The organism is Pauljensenia sp. 20925_1_34, assembly GCF_041432775.1.
GTDB lineage: Bacteria > Actinomycetota > Actinomycetes > Actinomycetales > Actinomycetaceae > Pauljensenia.
In genome coordinates this window covers 19,187-34,092 of record NZ_JAPWAG010000011.1, presented here as the reverse complement: position 1 = coordinate 34,092, position 14,906 = coordinate 19,187, and the positions used below count along the sequence as shown (strand labels likewise).

General features: G+C 66.8%; 14 protein-coding genes. 7 read left to right on the top strand and 7 right to left on the bottom strand.

Annotated elements, in window-relative coordinates:
* Nucleotides 1-8: 8 nt before the first annotated feature.
* The gene (locus O3669_RS05920; protein ID WP_295918086.1) at nucleotides 9-314 is read right to left on the bottom strand and encodes a metallopeptidase family protein; all 306 of its coding nucleotides are present in this window, start codon (nucleotides 312-314) and stop codon (nucleotides 9-11) included.
* Nucleotides 315-500: 186 nt separating this feature from the next.
* On the opposite strand from O3669_RS05920, the gene O3669_RS05915 reads away from it, so the two are divergent.
* Complete coding sequence (locus tag O3669_RS05915; RefSeq protein ID WP_371524002.1) at nucleotides 501-953, top strand: DUF3499 domain-containing protein; 453 nt, start codon at nucleotides 501-503, stop codon at nucleotides 951-953.
* A gap of 3 nt (nucleotides 954-956) precedes the next feature.
* Here the strand turns inward: O3669_RS05915 and O3669_RS05910 are convergent, their stop codons facing one another.
* Complete coding sequence (locus O3669_RS05910; protein WP_371524001.1) at nucleotides 957-1,790, bottom strand: RDD family protein; 834 nt, start codon at nucleotides 1,788-1,790, stop codon at nucleotides 957-959.
* 18 nt (nucleotides 1,791-1,808) lie between these two features.
* On the opposite strand from O3669_RS05910, the gene O3669_RS05905 reads away from it, so the two are divergent.
* Nucleotides 1,809-2,801 carry a stage II sporulation protein M gene (locus tag O3669_RS05905; RefSeq protein ID WP_371524000.1) on the top strand — a complete coding sequence of 331 codons (993 nt, stop codon included), beginning with the start codon at nucleotides 1,809-1,811 and terminating at the stop codon, nucleotides 2,799-2,801.
* Between the two features lie 85 nt (nucleotides 2,802-2,886).
* On the opposite strand, the gene O3669_RS05900 is transcribed toward O3669_RS05905, so the two are convergent.
* Genes O3669_RS05900 through O3669_RS05880 form a run of 5 tightly spaced genes read right to left on the bottom strand, consistent with a single transcriptional unit; the run spans nucleotide 2,887 to nucleotide 8,423 of the window.
* Nucleotides 2,887-4,218 carry a DUF58 domain-containing protein gene (locus O3669_RS05900; protein ID WP_295918097.1) on the bottom strand — a complete coding sequence of 444 codons (1,332 nt, stop codon included), beginning with the start codon at nucleotides 4,216-4,218 and terminating at the stop codon, nucleotides 2,887-2,889.
* A gap of 8 nt (nucleotides 4,219-4,226) precedes the next feature.
* Nucleotides 4,227-5,411, bottom strand: coding sequence for a MoxR family ATPase (locus tag O3669_RS05895; protein WP_295966180.1), 1,185 nt, complete (start codon nucleotides 5,409-5,411; stop codon nucleotides 4,227-4,229).
* Entirely contained in the window at nucleotides 5,404-6,549 is a 1,146-nt protein-coding gene (locus O3669_RS05890) for a DUF4350 domain-containing protein (RefSeq protein WP_295918098.1), read from the bottom strand. Before O3669_RS05890 ends, O3669_RS05895 begins: the two co-directional genes overlap by 8 nt.
* Entirely contained in the window at nucleotides 6,546-7,169 is a 624-nt protein-coding gene (locus tag O3669_RS05885; RefSeq protein WP_295918151.1) for a DUF4129 domain-containing protein, read from the bottom strand. Before O3669_RS05885 ends, O3669_RS05890 begins: the two co-directional genes overlap by 4 nt.
* Nucleotides 7,170-7,181: 12 nt before the next feature.
* Complete coding sequence (locus O3669_RS05880) at nucleotides 7,182-8,423, bottom strand: glycerophosphoryl diester phosphodiesterase membrane domain-containing protein (RefSeq protein ID WP_371523998.1); 1,242 nt, start codon at nucleotides 8,421-8,423, stop codon at nucleotides 7,182-7,184.
* A gap of 142 nt (nucleotides 8,424-8,565) precedes the next feature.
* On the opposite strand from O3669_RS05880, the gene mtrA reads away from it, so the two are divergent.
* From mtrA to hpf, 5 genes are all read left to right on the top strand, one after another.
* On the top strand, nucleotides 8,566-9,249 hold the full coding sequence (gene mtrA / locus O3669_RS05875) for an MtrAB system response regulator MtrA (RefSeq protein ID WP_315282130.1): 684 nt from the start codon (nucleotides 8,566-8,568) through the stop codon (nucleotides 9,247-9,249).
* Nucleotides 9,242-10,849 (top strand): MtrAB system histidine kinase MtrB, encoded by a 1,608-nt coding sequence (gene mtrB, locus O3669_RS05870; RefSeq protein WP_295966174.1) that lies wholly within the window; start codon nucleotides 9,242-9,244, stop codon nucleotides 10,847-10,849. The genes mtrA and mtrB overlap by 8 nt, the downstream gene beginning before the upstream one ends.
* Nucleotides 10,846-12,492, top strand: a complete 1,647-nt coding sequence (locus O3669_RS05865; RefSeq protein ID WP_371523995.1) for a GerMN domain-containing protein — start codon at nucleotides 10,846-10,848, stop codon at nucleotides 12,490-12,492. The genes mtrB and O3669_RS05865 overlap by 4 nt, the downstream gene beginning before the upstream one ends.
* 5 nt (nucleotides 12,493-12,497) lie before the next feature.
* The gene (locus tag O3669_RS05860) at nucleotides 12,498-13,241 is read left to right on the top strand and encodes a ComF family protein (protein WP_371523994.1); all 744 of its coding nucleotides are present in this window, start codon (nucleotides 12,498-12,500) and stop codon (nucleotides 13,239-13,241) included.
* Nucleotides 13,242-13,414: 173 nt separating this feature from the next.
* Complete coding sequence (gene hpf, locus O3669_RS05855) at nucleotides 13,415-14,062, top strand: ribosome hibernation-promoting factor, HPF/YfiA family (RefSeq protein ID WP_295918115.1); 648 nt, start codon at nucleotides 13,415-13,417, stop codon at nucleotides 14,060-14,062.
* Nucleotides 14,063-14,906 lie beyond the last annotated feature (844 nt).

Here is a 14,906-nt window from a genome sequence, read left to right as displayed (position 1 = left end):
GAGCGCCGTTAGCGCATCGCGTCGTCGATTTCGTCGGGCGGCAGGGCCAGGATGTGGCTGATGCGCTCCACCAGCACCCTGCGCGTCACCGCGCCCACCTCCTCGAGAGGGCACCGCAGCGTGATCGGCAGGCGGTAGACGACGATCCGATCGTGCAGGCCACGGCGACGATCCGCGGGGAAGATACGCGCCACGACGACATTGTGGGACTCCCAGGCAGCCGGGTTCGACGGAGGAACATCCTCGACCCCGAACTCGATCGTGGCCACCTGCGGCCAGCGCTCAATCAGCTCGGACACGAGCTCCCCGACCATCAGATCAAAGTCCTCGCGCCGCGTGCGCCACGCCGGAGTACCCGGGAAAAACAGGGGACCGCGAGGCCCGCGACCGTGCCGGTCGCGGCTCCTGACATGGCGTCTGGTCGCAAACACTCCACCAGGGTAGGTCCATGGCGTGCTGGAGCGCGCGATACGGGCACAGAGTGTCGTACTCTTAGGTGCGTGATTGCCCAACGACACTGCTCCAAGCCCGGCTGCTCAACCGTCGCCGTCGCTACCCTGACCTACGACTACCGTGACTCGACGGTCGTCGTCGGCCCCCTCGCCACCGTTGCCGACCCCAATTCCTACGACCTGTGTGACGAGCACGCCCAAAACCTTAAAGCGCCCCTGGGGTGGCAGGTCGTTCGCCTGGCCACCAACTTCGAGCCGGCGCCGCCTTCGGGCGACGACCTTGCCGCTCTTGTCGACGCCGTGCGCAGGGTCGCGCAAGAGGCGAAGCACGCCCCGGCCTCGGCCCCGGAGGCACGCGCCCCGCGGACCGGTCCCTTCGGCTCCGCCCGCTCTGCGGGCACCCCCGATACGTCCAGTCCCCTGGACCCCTCCAGTCCCTATGCGCGCAGGCGCGCCCAATTCACCGTCGTGGACGGCCAGGACGGGGCGACCGACCGCTGACCCCTACAAGCCGAAGCGGGCGCGCGTGGCCTCGTTGAAGCGCGCCTGACCGGCGGCGCGACGCTCGATCTCGCGTCCCCATACCCGGTCCCTGCGCGCCACGAGGACGGCGGCAATCACAAGCTCAGGGTGCAGCCCCTGCGGCAGCGGCGTCTGCACGCGCCTGCTCAGGCGATTGGCGAGGGACGTGCCGACCTCTTCCCGAATGTGCGGGTTGAGGCTCCTATTCGTGGCGAGAAAGGCACGCGCCTCGGAGACGAGAGACTCATCGAGGGGAAGGATCGTCGCGGTGGCCGCCCACTCCGCCAGGCCCGGGGGCATCACGAGGGGCGGGTAGAACGCTGCTGACCCCTGCGAGCACACCATCGTCCCGGCCGCCACGTCGCCCAGACGCTTGCCTTTGGAGTTGAGTACCTCCGACGCCAACGCAAGGCCACCCACCAGCGCCCAATTCTCCAGGAGGCCAACGCCCATGCGCACCGCTGAGTGACGCGCGGTGATCGGGCCGCCGTCGTCGCGCACAACGGCCAGGTTGAAAGCCCACTTGCCCAGCGAACGACCACGGGTCACGATTTCGATCGTCATCGGCAGGATGAACGTCGTGACAGCGATCAGCACGACGGTAAAGACTCTTTGGCTTGACGAGGACATCTCCACGTTCAGGCGCAGGAATAACTTCAGGATCAAAAGAGCGGCCATGATGTACATCGTGCCGTCCATAACTGCGGAGCCGAATCGTTCCCCCGGGGAGGCCGGCGTGATGTCGAGGCTCACTGCCTCGCCGGTGCGGACGTAATCGTCCTGAATCTGGCTCGACTGACTGCGTTGCGCGCTCATATATGACACGCTAGTCCAATGGACATCGATGTGCTGCGGGTGAGCGGAAAAAGCGAGTGGAAGCGTCTGGAGGAACTGACGCACGCCCGAACGCTGAGCGGACCAGAGATTGATGAGCTGGACCGCCTCTATCGGTCGGCTACGACCGATCTGGCCAGGGTGCGTACGCACAGCCCCGATCCCGACCTGATCGCGGAGCTGTCCCGTATTCTGTCGGCGGCACGCGGGCGCTTGGCGGGCACCGGCGGGCTGACGGGACGTGGAATTGCCCGTTTTTTCATGGTGTCGCTGCCTGTGACGCTCTATCGTATTCGCTGGGTGATCGTCGGGGTTATGGCGGTCTTCATCGCGCTGTGTGTCATCCAGGCGCACTATCTGATAACCACCCCTGCTGCCATGAATGAGCTGGGCACGCCCGAGCAGCTGCGCCGCTATGCCCAGGAAGACTTCGTCTGGTACTACAGTCAGGACACCCATTCCGAATTTGCGATGTCCGTGTGGGCGAATAACTCCTGGGTGTCCCTCCAGGGCATCGCAACGGGTATTTCGGGCGTGTATCCGCTCTACCTTCTGTGGGGCAACGCCATGGCGTTGGGAACATCTGGCGCTGTCGTGATTGAGTACGCGAGCGCGTGGCACTTTTTCCGCTTCATCCTGCCTCACGGACTGCCCGAGCTGACGGCCGTGTTTATCGCGATCGCGGCGGGTCTTCGGGTCTTTTGGGCGCTCGTCGCGCCGGGGGCTGCGACCCGGTTCCAGGCTGTCGGACAGGCGGCGCGTGCCTCGATCACGGTTGCGGTGGGGTGCGCGATCCTCCTGGCGGGTTCGGGCATTCTGGAGGGTTTCGTGACGCCTTCGGCGCTGCCCGACGCCGTGAAGATCTCGCTCGGCGTGGCGTTGACGGCAGCCACATGGGCCTACATTCTGATCCTGGGCCGACGCGCCGACCGGGCTGGTGCTAGCGCTGACGTCGGCATCGACGCGGGGTACTACCAGCCGGTCGCTGGCTGAGCGAAGGGTCGTTGCCCGGCCACCGGCACGAGGCCGTGGCTGGCTCAGCGACGCGCGCGGGGTGGGGACCCGGCCGGGGAGTGGGCTAGAGGCGACCGGCCTTCTTCAGCTCGATGTAGCGGTCGGCCGTGCGCGCGGGCAGGAGGTCTGCGGAGACCTGGAGGGTCAGGGCTCCTGCAGTTCGAGCGTCCTGCGCCCCGGCCTCGTCGGCTCGCTGTGCGAGCGCTGCCGAGGCCGCCAGGAAGACTTCCTCGGCATCCGCGCGCCCCTTCCTGGCGCGAAGCTCGTCGGGGTCGGTGGCCGAGGCGACGAGAACCGTGTGGCGCTTGGAGAGGCGCGCGAGGGCGTCCGTGAAGTCGGTGTCCATGCCGGCGGGCGGGATCTGGGTTGCCAGGACGACGAAGGCGGCGTGGCGCACGGTCTGTTCGATGGCGGTGGCAGCCTCGGTCCAGTCGGTGACGTCCAGGCGCGGGGAAATGTCCGTGAAGGTGCGGGCGAGGTTTTCGATCACCGAGGCGCCGCGCACGCCGGACACGCGGGCGCGCACGCGCGAATCGATGGCGATGACGTGGACCTTGTCGCCTGCGCGATCGGCCAGCGCGGCCAGCAGCAGAGTCGTTTCGATGGAGGAATCCAGGCGGGGCGCGCACCCCAGGGCGATGGAGTCGACCTCCGTGTGCGTGGGGGCTCCCAGCAGCGCGGAGGAGGCTCGCCCGCAGTCCACGACGATGACGACATGGCGGTCGCGTTCGGGCCGCCACTGGCGCACCATCAGTTCGGGGGAGCGCGCGGAGGCGCGCCAGTCGATGTCGCGCGGGTCGTCTCCTTCTACGTAGGAGCGCAGGGAGTCGAACTCGGTTCCGGCCCCGCGCAGAGTCGTGGGTGTCGTGCCTTCCAGCTCGTGCAGGCGCGCCAGGCGCGAGGGCAGCAGGACGCGTGCCTTGAACTCGGGGAGGACGGACAGCGTCAGGGGTGCCTCGAAACTGGCCTGGCGGGCCCCCAAGTGCAGCGGTCCCCAGGATCGGACGGTGACGACGTCGGCGTGGCGGGTGCCCCGGCGCGTGGGAGCCAGCGTCGTGACAACTTTCGTCGACGATCCCGCGTCGATGCGCACGCGCCTGCGCGCAGGAGTGGCGTTCAGGGAAGGCGGCCACGCGTCACGCACGTCCAGGGTCATGCGTCGCTTCGTCGTGTTGACCAGGCGCAGCGTGGCCTCGGTCGTCTGGTCGGCCCGGATCGGCCCGGTGACCGAGCGCGACAGGCGCAGGGTACGAGGCGAGGGGGCTCCGAGCGCGTCGATGACGCACACGGCGACGACCAGACCAAACCACACCCACGCGAAGGTTCGCGACGGGGCGAAGATGAGGGGGACGAGCCCGACGAGGACGAGAAGCGCGCTGCGCGCCGAGACAGTCATGGGACGCCTTAGCGGGGGACGGGAGTGGCCGCCAGGACTCCCGAGATCACGTTGACTGCCGTGATTCCCTCGAGGTTGGCTTCCGCGCGCAGGCCCAGGCGGTGGGCCAGCGTCGAGGGAGCCATGGTCTTGACATCGTCGGGGGTGACGAAGCCGCGGCCCTGGAGGAAGGCCCACACGCGTGCGGTGCGCAGCAGCGAGGTCGCGCCGCGCGGAGACACGCCCAGTCGCACAGCGGGGGAGGTACGCGTCGCCCGGCACACGTCCACCAGGTACGCCATGACGGCGGGGGCGACTTCGATGCGGGAAGCGGCCTCGCGGGCGGCGTGGATGTCGGCTGCACCGGCGACCGGATGAATCCCGGCCTCGGTCAGGGACCGGGGGTTAAAACCGGCCTGGTGGCGGGCGATGATGTCGATCTCCGCCTCGCGCGACGGCAGCGGCAGCTCGAGCTTGAGCAAGAAACGGTCCAGCTGCGCCTCGGGCAGGGGGTAGGTGCCCTCGTATTCGACGGGGTTTTGGGTGGCGATGACCATGAACGGTTCGGGCAGCGCGCGCGTGGCGCCGTCGATGGAGACCGTGTGTTCTTCCATGGCCTCCAGGAGCGCCGACTGGGTCTTGGGCGGTGTTCGGTTGATCTCGTCGGCCAGGAGCAGGTTCGTAAAGACGGGGCCCGGACGGAAGACGAACTCGGAGCGGCCGGCGTCCCAGATCATGGAGCCGGTGATGTCGGCGGGCATCAGGTCGGGGGTGAACTGAATGCGCGCCATCTCCACGTCAAGCGCCTGAGCGAGGGTGCGCACCAGGAGTGTCTTGGCGACGCCCGGGACGCCCTCCAGCAGGGTGTGTCCGCCAGCGACCAAGGAGACAATGAGCCCGGTGACGGCGGCGTCCTGCCCGACAACGGCCTTGCCAATCTCGGACTTGAGGGCCAGGAGCGCCTCCTGTGTGCTCTTTTCCGAGGTGGTCAGGGACCGGCCCGACCACCCCTCGCCCGTGGGCGCCGCGAACGAGGCCGGGGCGGGCTGAGCCGGCTGTGCGGGCTGTGCGGGCTGTGCGGGCTGAGTGGGCGCCATTGACGGGGGCCCGTAGGCGACGGGAGGCATGGAGGGGGCCGGGTAGCTCTGCCCGGATGCAGCGCCGGTAGAACCGTGGTGAGGGCTGGGCGTGGGGCCAGGAACAGGGCTAGTCATGGCGAATCTCCTTCTCGAGGGCGTCGAGGTCGTTGGCGAGTGTGACGAGAGCGGCTTCATTGCGTGGGGGAGGACCCCACAGAAGAGTAAGGAAGCGTGAGGGAGGCAATCCTCGTTGGACGAGTGCGTCAATGAGGACCTGGCGATCTGCGGTGTGAGCGACGCCGAGAACTGAGGCGATGCTCGAGGCCGAGGCGCTGCGCAGGGCGCTGGCCGCGTGCTCGTAGGAGCGTTGCGAACGCATCAGGCGGGCCTTACCGACGAGGGTCTCAGCGGCGGGCACTTCGACCGGCAGCCGCTCGGGGGTCAGGGGACCGAGCCTGCGGCCCATAGCGACGGCGGCCAACAGGACAGCGCCGATCGTCATCAGGAACGCGGGAGCCACGTACGGCGACTCGGTGGGAGTCACCTGCTTGTCATCGAGGGCGTTGTAATAGGAAGCAACGTGCCAAGCGACCTTGGGCGTGCGCCCAATCGCGTTGATCGCGAGCGCCGCGTTTCCACGGTCCACGATCGCTCGGTTGCGCACGCGCACCGAATCCGGAATGATCGCGCGGAAGCGGCCTTGCTCGGCGCGTTCGGCGTACGCGAAATCCTCCCCGTTGGTGGTAAAACAGAGCTCCCAACCGGCGGAGGAGCCGGAGAGCACATACTTGGTAGACGTGAGCTCGCGAGCTCGGGCAGCGATCTCGGAGGAGCATCCCGGAGCAGTCAGCGTGTCGTATGTGCCTGCGCGCTGGGAGGACAGGCCGTCCAGGTAGGGTTCCGTCCCGTATTCCTCTTCCAATCCGATGTAGACGACGTTGGCTCGCGTCTCTATTTGCTGGATTTGCGCGCTGGTCAAACGGGACGGGAAAACGACGACGAGGGTCGTGTTCTCATCCACCGTCACCGCCTTGTCGAAGGACACTTCCTCCACCGATGCGCCGCGGTTGCTCAGCACCTGCGCGAGAGCACGTGCCCCGTCGCCCGTCGGGTTACGCGGGCCCACGGGCGTGGAGTTCATGCCTCCCTCCGGCAACAAGCCGATGGCCACCAGGACGAGGATGATGAGAACGACGATCAAGATCGCGGGGCGCGCAGCGCTCGCGCGCTCGCGAGCGGAAGGAGTAACGACGGAGACCTGACGTGCTTTCATGCGTGATCCTGCGCCTTTCGGCACTGTGACAGCAAGCCGGGCGTGAAATCGCGCAGGGCCGATACGTCCTGCTCGCCCACGGAAGAATGTCCGTAGCGCACGCCGTCGAAGGTGCGGGCATGGTGGGACAGCGCGGGCCCGTGCTCGGGAACGAGGCGCGTCGCGGCCTGCGCCGCCTCACGCGCCGTCAAGCCTGGCGTCGCCGCGACAACCTCACAGTCGTCCAACCCCGCAACCATGAGACGGTAGGACCACACGTAGGCCAGATTCCAGTCCTTGGCGGCCACGGCCTCGTCAAGAGCGCGGCGAATGTCTTGCGTGGTGGTCTCCTCCTCGAACACCGAGTGGGAGGCGCGCTTGGCCAAACGAATCGGATTGAGTATCAATGCGATCGCAATCACAGCGATCGCAATGATTGCCAGGATCATGAGGATGAGCGATAAGGGCACAGAACCGGAGCCGCGATAGGAGAATGCTTCGCCGATCCTCTCCAGGACCGTCGTCACGAAATCCAGCACCGGCCTGGAATCAGTCTGGTACACGGCACGCGAGAGTTCCTCACTGAGCCACGACTGGGCCTCACCCTCGTCAGGTGTCAGAGGAACATCGCACGCAAACATGGTAGCCACCGCCTACGCCTGGCTTGCCTGGGCCAGAATGATGGCGAAGTTTTCTCTGCGGATCCTCTCGTCGACGTACATGAGAGTCTGATAGGCCGAGGTGATCGGGACGATCAGCGCATACGACAGCGTCTGGATGCCTACCAAGAGGGCGGCCGAGGCGATGAACGAGGTCGAGCCAAAGGGATTTTGCGCCGATGGATCGATGGTTGCGAACATGACGATCGACAAGACGCTGCCGAGCACCTGATTGATCATGCCAGCAATGAAGCTGGTGATGAAAGAGATGAGGAACAGTCGTCCGAACGTCAACCAGAACGTCCCCCTGGTCAGCGCCCACGAACGTTTGATGGCCTCAACGGGTCGTCGCTGCTCAAGAACCACGCAGATCGGGGCGTACAAACAACGAACGGCCAGCGCGAAACACCCGAGTGAAACGGGGAACAGGAGGGCGAGTTCGGCAAAGACAGTATTGATGACGGTCTCGGAGCTTACGGCGTAATAAGCGAAAAACGTGGCGATGAAGACTGCCGCCCAGAGCATGAGAGGCGCTCCGACGATCAGCATCAGGAGGAGCGCGGTTCCTACCATGGCCAGCAGTCGAGGCTTGACCTGCGCCCACGCCTCGCGGAACGTGGCCTTTTTTCCGATGACCAACTGGGATACAGCCGAGGCCAGGACTCCGTCGAGCAGTACGCCTCCGAGACCAGACAGAGCGAGCAGGCCGACGTAACCAAGCACGATCCCGATGAACCACAGGGTGAATGAATCACCCAGAGAATCTGCAGTCGCCTGCGGATCTGACAGAGTGTCTCCCATCGAGGAAAGGCCAAAGAATGGAACCGCGACGAGTGCGCCGCTTGCGAGCGCCACGCCGGACATGACGATCAGCGTGGATCCGAAGAGTACCGCCGGGTTCTTGCGCAAGGCGCTAAAAGACCCCTTCAATAGGTCTCCAACGACCAGCGGGCGCAGTGGGATGATGCCCGGTTTGGGAGCCCACCCCCACGCGGCGCCTTGACTGTAGCCAGAGGCGTCTGGCGCGCTGTTGGCCGCTGCGGTGTAGCCGGGTCCGGGTCCTGGGGCGGTGTAGCCGGGTCCGGGTCCTGGGGCGGTGTAGCCGGATTGGGTTCCGGGGGCGGTGTAGGCCGTACCCGCGGCGGGGGACGCATAGCCGGGCTGAGAGCTGTGCGCCTCCTGCCCTGCCTGGTTGTCAGACTGGGTGGGATCGGGTGAGGTCCACGGGGAACTCATCAGTACCTCCAGGTTGCCTGTGTTGTGCTGGTCTCAATCCTGCCATAGGAGGGGGCACAGCGAAACCTCATATCAGTTAGAAAAACGATCATTGCCGTGGCAATGTCTCGCATCCGTGACGATTTCGTGACACTATCGGGATATGAGTTCGCGCATCCTCGTCGTCGACGACGACGTCGCCCTGGCCGAGATGATCGGCATCGTCCTCGAGAACGAGGGCTTCCGTGTTGTCTTTTGTTCCGACGGATCACAAGCGCTTGCTCACTTTCAGGAACATAATCCTGACCTTGTTCTCCTGGACGTCATGCTGCCCGGGATGGATGGTTTCGACGTGTGTCGGGCGATCCGTCGAGTCTCCGACGCTCCGATCGTAATGTTGACCGCTCGTTCTGACACCTCCGATGTAGTCACCGGACTCGAGGCCGGAGCGGACGACTACGTGCCCAAGCCCTTCAAGCCCAAGGAGCTGGTGGCGCGCGTGCGCGCTCGCCTGCGTGGGCGTGAGGACTCCCAGACCGACGAGGGGCTCACGCTCCAGGACCTCACGATCGACGTCGCTGGCCACATCGTGAAACGCGGCGGTCGCGTCATTGCGCTGACGCCCCTCGAGTTCGACCTGCTGGCCACGCTCGCGCGTGCGCCCTGGAAGGTTTTTTCTCGCGAGGAGCTGCTCGAGCAGGTGTGGGGCTACCGCCACGCCGCCGACACGCGACTGGTGAACGTTCACGTGCAGCGTCTGCGTTCCAAGATTGAACGCGACCCGGAAAAGCCCGAGCTGGTCGTCACCGTCCGCGGGGTTGGGTACCGTGCCGGCGCGGGTGCGTAGCCACCGCGCGGGGCGCTTCGTTCGCACCGTCACCTCCTCGAGGCCGTGGAGATCGCTGCGCTCCACGCAGTTGGTCCACCGCATCCGCCACTCCCTGTCGGCCAAGCTCGCCCTGGCCATCACCGCCGCCGCGCTGGGTATTCTTCTTGTCTTCGGCATCATCGTCGCCTCGCAGTTGCGCGCGTCCATGTTTGAAACTCGCCGCGACGCGATCCTGGCTGACGCATCGCTGCGTTTTTCCGCCGCGCAATCGGTGTTCTCCTCCTCGACGGCCACGTCCCCCGACCAAGTCCAGGAGTCCGCGCGCGGTGCCCTGGCCTCGCTCAAGGCATCCGCGGCCGGCGCCGGTGCTACCAACGTCGCGCTCCTTCGCTCGGAGGGGACGACTGCCACGCTGCGCATCAACCAGATCGAGGACGAGCAGATGCGCGGCCTCGTCACCGCCGAGATGCGCGAGGCCGTGGCCGGGGGCGGCGCTCAGTGGCAGTCCGTTGGAATCCGGGCGTCCGACTCCGACAGGGAAGCGCCCGGGATCCTCGTGGGCACGCAGGTGCAGCTGCCGCGCGCAGGAACCCACGAGCTCTACATCCTGTACTCCCTGGAGGCCGATCAGAGCCAGGTGGACGTCGTGCTGCGCGTGCTCGCCCTGTCGTCGCTGCCGATTATCCTCGCGCTGCCCATCGGCGTGTTCGCTCTGCTGCACCGCCTCCTGCTGCCGGTGCGCCTGACCGTGAGCGCGGCGACGAAGGCCGCGGAGGGCGACCTGGACGTGCGCGTCGAGGTGCACGGGGCCGACGAGATGGCGGCCCTGGGGCGCGCCTTCAACGCGATGACCTCCTCCCTGCAGGACACGATCTCGCGCTACGACGAACTGGCCAAGCTCCAGCAACGCTTCGTGTCGGACGTCTCCCACGAGCTGCGTACCCCGCTGACCACGATCCGCATGGCCGACGAGATCGTGTGGGACAACCGAGAGGACCTGCCCCCGCACGCGCGCCGCTCCGCCGAACTTCTGCACGACCAGACCGAACGCATGGAGCAGATGCTGGCTGACCTGCTCGAAATCTCACGCTACGACGCGGCCAGCGCCCTGCTGGACGCCGAAGAACACGACCTGCGGCCCATCATCACGCGCGTCGTCGAGGGGTGCACGGAGCTCGCGCAGCGCCAGGGCGTCACCGTGGTCGTCAAGGCCCCCGAACGCGTGGCCGCCGAGATCGATGAACGCCGCATCGAGCGCGTCATCCGCAACCTGGTCGTCAACGCGATCGAGCACGCCGACGGCACGGACGTGACGATTCAGGTCGCCAGCACTGACACCGACGTGGCCTGCCGGGTGCGCGACCGGGGCGTGGGCATGACCCAGGAGGTCGCCGACCACGTCTTCGACCGCTTCTATCGCGCGGACACCGCCCGAGCGCGCACGACCGGCGGCACCGGCCTGGGCCTAGCAATCGCGACCGAGGACGTGGCGATTCACGGCGGGCGCCTCCAGGCATACGGAGAACCCGGCAAGGGGGCCTCGTTCCTCATGACCCTGCCCAAGCACCCGGGTGACGAGATCGCCACCTGGCCCCTGGCCCTGTGGGAGGACGAATGAGACGACTCCTCGCCCTGGCAGCCTGCGCGTGCCTGGCGCTCGCTGGTTGCGCATCCCTGCCCCGTTCCTCGGCTCCGGCACCCTTCGACGCTCCCGCGCGCGAAGGGTCCGGCATCCAGTTCTCGGCAGAGGGACCCTTGGACGGCTCCGACGCCTCGACCCTCGTCTCGGACTTCCTGCTCGCCTGCGCGGCGGGACCCCAGGACGACTACGCGACGGCCCGTCTGTTCTTGACCAGCGCCTCGGCGCGCTCCTGGCAACCCGAGGCGGAGATCCTCGTCTACGACACGGATACGGCCCCTTCGGTCAGCGCGGGGACGGAAAACGCCGCGCAGGCGGAGGTCACCGTCTCGGTCCTGGGAGTGGCCAGCATCGACGCGACGGGCGTGCTCACGCGCTCAAACGCCTCCGTCGTCACGCGCAGCCTGACGCTGGTGCGCGAGGAGGGGCAGTGGCGTATCGACGCCCCCGACAACATGATCCTCATCAGCCAGGCGGCCCTGACGGCCTCGTACACGCTGGCGCACCTGTATTTCCCGACGACTGACGGGACGGACCTGGTGCCTGACCCGCGCTGGTATCCGACGAGGCGCCTGGCTTCCCATCTGCTGACCGGACTCGTCGCGGGACCGCGCCCCGCCCTCGAAACCGCCGTTTCCAACGCCATCCCGGCGGGCACGACGCTGCCCTCCCACGGGGTTGAGGTCGCCGACGGCGTCGCACGCGTGGAACTCAACGCGACGATGCCCCCGGGTGAGGGGGCGCGCGCGAGCCTGGCGTGGGAGCTGACGCGCACCCTCAAGCAGGCCGCTGACGTCTCGTCGGTGAGCGTGAGCCTGTCGGGGGAGTCTCTGGACATGGAGATCGTTCCTCCGCCGCCTCAGTATTCGCTTGACGCGCTCGTGGGAGCGGGGCCTTCGGGGGTGGGGATTGTATCCTCCTCGGGCTTCGCCGCGCGCGCCTCGGCGACGGACGCGTCGAATCCGACGGCCTCGCCGGTGGATTCCAGCCTCGTGGCGTGGAGCGGGGTCGACGGCGTCTACGCCGAAAAGAACGGCACGTCGGTGGCGTTCCTGCCAGGCCAGGCCGCGCTCGGGCCCTCCATTGACCGCTACGGGTGGGTGTGGGGGCCCGCCACCTCCGCTTCGTGGCTCAGCGTGGGCGGGGGAGCGGACGGTGCCTTCAGCGTCGGCGTCGAATCCGACAGCGCGGGCGAGATCCACGCGGTTCGTATCTCCCCCGACGGCGCGCGCGCTCTCGTCATCCGCGGGTCCACCCCCAGCGCGTGGGTGGGCGTCGTGGAGCGTGGCCTGAGCGGGCGACCGCTCGCCGTGCGTTCGCTGGAACAGGTGCCTCTGGACGGCAGTGTCATCGACGGGTCGTGGATGACGTCGACGGGGATCGCGCTGGCCACGCGGGGCTCGCAGGGGGAGTCCGATCACCTCGTGACGATGTCGCTGGGTGGGCTGCCCTCCAGCGTTCCGCTGCCGGTGCACGTGACGTCGATGAGCGCGGGGGCGTCCTCGGCCTCGGTCGTTATCGTGGGGACTGACGATGCGGGTAAGTCTCAGGTGCTCATGCGCTCGGGTGCCCTGTGGCAAAACAGTGCGGCGGACGTGACGTCGGCGCGCTACGCGGGGTAAGACCGGTGGCTGGCGCGCGCCGACTCGGTGGCCTCGTCGATGGGCTGTGGGGTGCGCTGTTGCCGGTCCAGTGCGCCGGGTGCCTGGCGTGGGACGAGGTCCTGTGTCCCTCCTGCCGCTCGCTGGCCGCCGCACCCGCGCTGCCGACCGCGGTCGATGGGGCGCGAGGGCCGATCCCCGGGGTCGTGTTGGGCGACTATTCGGGCCCCTTGCGCCGCATTGTTCTGACCGCCAAGCACGCGGCGCGCACCGACGTGTCTGACTTCCTGGACGAGGCCGGGGCCGCCCTGGGCACATCCCTGCGGGAGGTGGTGGCTCCGGTGGGGTCGCCCCCCGGGAGGGTGGGCGGTGTGACCGGGAGGGTGTGCGCAGCCGGGGAGGCGGTGACCGTGTGGGTTGTGCCCGCGCCTTCGTCGTGGCGCAGGCGCCTGCGGGGGCGTTCGGTGGCGTTGCCGCTGGCGCGCGGGGTTGCGCGGGGGTTGGCATCGGCCGCTCCGGGTGTGCGCGCGTGCGTGGTGGACGTGTTGGCCTTGCGCGTGGGGGCGGGGTCACAGTCGGGCAAGGCGGGGGCGGCGCGTGTCGTGGGGCGCATGGGGTCGATGCGCCCGCGGGCTGAGGTGCCCGCGGGCGTGCTGGTTGTGGCGGTGGATGACGTGGTGACGACGGGGGCGACGATTCGGGAGATGGAGCGCGTGTTGGGGCGCCTTGATGGGGTGGCGGCGCTGTGCCGACCTGGGCTTATCTCATGACGTAGGTCACCGACGTGCTATGATGTGGCTACAGACTTTCGATAGCGTGAGAGGCGCAGATGCCTCGCACGTCAGTGCGGGAGGTGATAGCTCAGATCACGGTTCGGGCAACGAGCACCGAACAATCCTTACCCGCGGGCAACGATGCCCGCCGCACACCATGGAGGGAACACATGGACATCACCGTCGTCGCACGTAATGCTGAGATTCACCCGAATTTCCGCGCATACGTGGAGGAGAAGGTTTCGAAGATCACCCAGTTCTACCCGCGTGCTCAGCGCGTGGATGTCGAGCTGACTCACGAACGTAACCCCCGCCAGGCCGACACCGCTGAGCGTATCGAGCTGACCGTCTACGGCAAGGGACCGATCATCCGCGCTGAGGCTCAGTCCGCTGACCGCTACGCCGCGGTCGACATTGCCGCCGGTAAGCTCTACGAGCGCCTACGTCGCCTGCGTGATCGCGTGAAGGACCACCGCCGCAGGTACCCACGCGACCTGGCCGAAGCTGAAATCCTCGACGTTGCACCGGTCGTCGAAGAAGTGGCCGATGTCGAACCCGAGGCCCCCAAGCCGCTGCGTAGCGCTGAGGACCTCAAGGTCGGCGAGGCCCGCGAGGAGCAGTGGGGCGATACCCCGATTATCGTGCGCCAGAAGGTGCACGAGGCTCCGCCGATGAGCGTGGACGAGGCCCTCGATCAGATGATGATGGTCGGCCACCCGTTCTTCCTCTTCGTCGACAAGGAGACGAACCAGCCGTGCGTTGTCTACCACCGTCACGGGTGGACGTACGGCGTGCTTCGTTTGAACACGACGATCTGACGGTTCATTGATGTGGTTGTGCCCCGGGCCTTGGGCCCGGGGCACTTCCGTGTCTGGGTTATAGGACACTACGTGTTGCTGGTGGGGTGACTTTTCGTTGTGTTGGTGCGGGAAAGTCGGTGTTTTAGTTGGTTGGGACCAACTATGAGGATGGACAAGTCGTGTTGCTGGAAGGGTGACTTTTTGGCTTTGTCGCGCGGGAAAGTCACGATTTTAGTTGGTCGTGTTCGCCTCGTTCCTGTGAATACTGCGGGTTATAGGACACTACGTGTTGCTGGTGGGGTGACTTTTCGGCGTGTTGGTGCGGGAAAGTCGGGGTTTTAGTTGAGTGGGACCAACTATGAGGATGGGCAAATCGTGTTGGTCGAACGACTTGTCGCTGGGCGGGTGGTTCTGTGCTGACTGCCGGTGTCACCTGGGCCCGAGATGTGGCAGTGCTAGCCCGATGATGCACAGCTGGGCCCGATAGGTGGAGCGTGGGCAGCCCCGCCCACGCTCCACCTATCGGGTTAACCTGTGCAGTAAAGGGGCCCAGGCATCCACCTGTACGGCCAACAGCGCCACCTTGAAGCCGGTTATGCCTGTCCGCCACGCGGGGGACTGATCCCTGCAACACGAAATGTCCTATAACCCCCGTGTCTTGGCCCGGGATGGGGCGCGCGGGCATGCGCGGGGATGCACACGCGGACGGTTGGGACGGCGCGGGGGTGCGCGGGGATGGACGCGGGCCTATCCTCGTGTGTACTCTCACGCGGGAAAAGTGTCGATGTTCGCGCGGGCGTTTCCACTTTGGCCGGTTAGTTCGTACACTAAAGGGTGGATTTGACTGCTTGCTCTACAAGGG

Coding starts and splice junctions, on each gene's coding strand:
- O3669_RS05920 (WP_295918086.1), bottom strand. CDS start 314: ATGGTCGGGGAGCTCGTGTCCGAGCTGATTGAGCGCTGGCCGCAGGTG.
- O3669_RS05910 (WP_371524001.1), bottom strand. CDS start 1,790: ATGAGCGCGCAACGCAGTCAGTCGAGCCAGATTCAGGACGATTACGTC.
- O3669_RS05905 (WP_371524000.1), top strand. CDS start 1,809: ATGGACATCGATGTGCTGCGGGTGAGCGGAAAAAGCGAGTGGAAGCGT.
- O3669_RS05900 (WP_295918097.1), bottom strand. CDS start 4,218: ATGACTGTCTCGGCGCGCAGCGCGCTTCTCGTCCTCGTCGGGCTCGTC.
- O3669_RS05895 (WP_295966180.1), bottom strand. CDS start 5,411: ATGACTAGCCCTGTTCCTGGCCCCACGCCCAGCCCTCACCACGGTTCT.
- O3669_RS05890 (WP_295918098.1), bottom strand. CDS start 6,549: ATGAAAGCACGTCAGGTCTCCGTCGTTACTCCTTCCGCTCGCGAGCGC.
- O3669_RS05885 (WP_295918151.1), bottom strand. CDS start 7,169: ATGTTTGCGTGCGATGTTCCTCTGACACCTGACGAGGGTGAGGCCCAG.
- O3669_RS05880 (WP_371523998.1), bottom strand. CDS start 8,423: ATGAGTTCCCCGTGGACCTCACCCGATCCCACCCAGTCTGACAACCAG.
- mtrA (WP_315282130.1), top strand. CDS start 8,566: ATGAGTTCGCGCATCCTCGTCGTCGACGACGACGTCGCCCTGGCCGAG.
- O3669_RS05865 (WP_371523995.1), top strand. CDS start 10,846: ATGAGACGACTCCTCGCCCTGGCAGCCTGCGCGTGCCTGGCGCTCGCT.
- hpf (WP_295918115.1), top strand. CDS start 13,415: ATGGACATCACCGTCGTCGCACGTAATGCTGAGATTCACCCGAATTTC.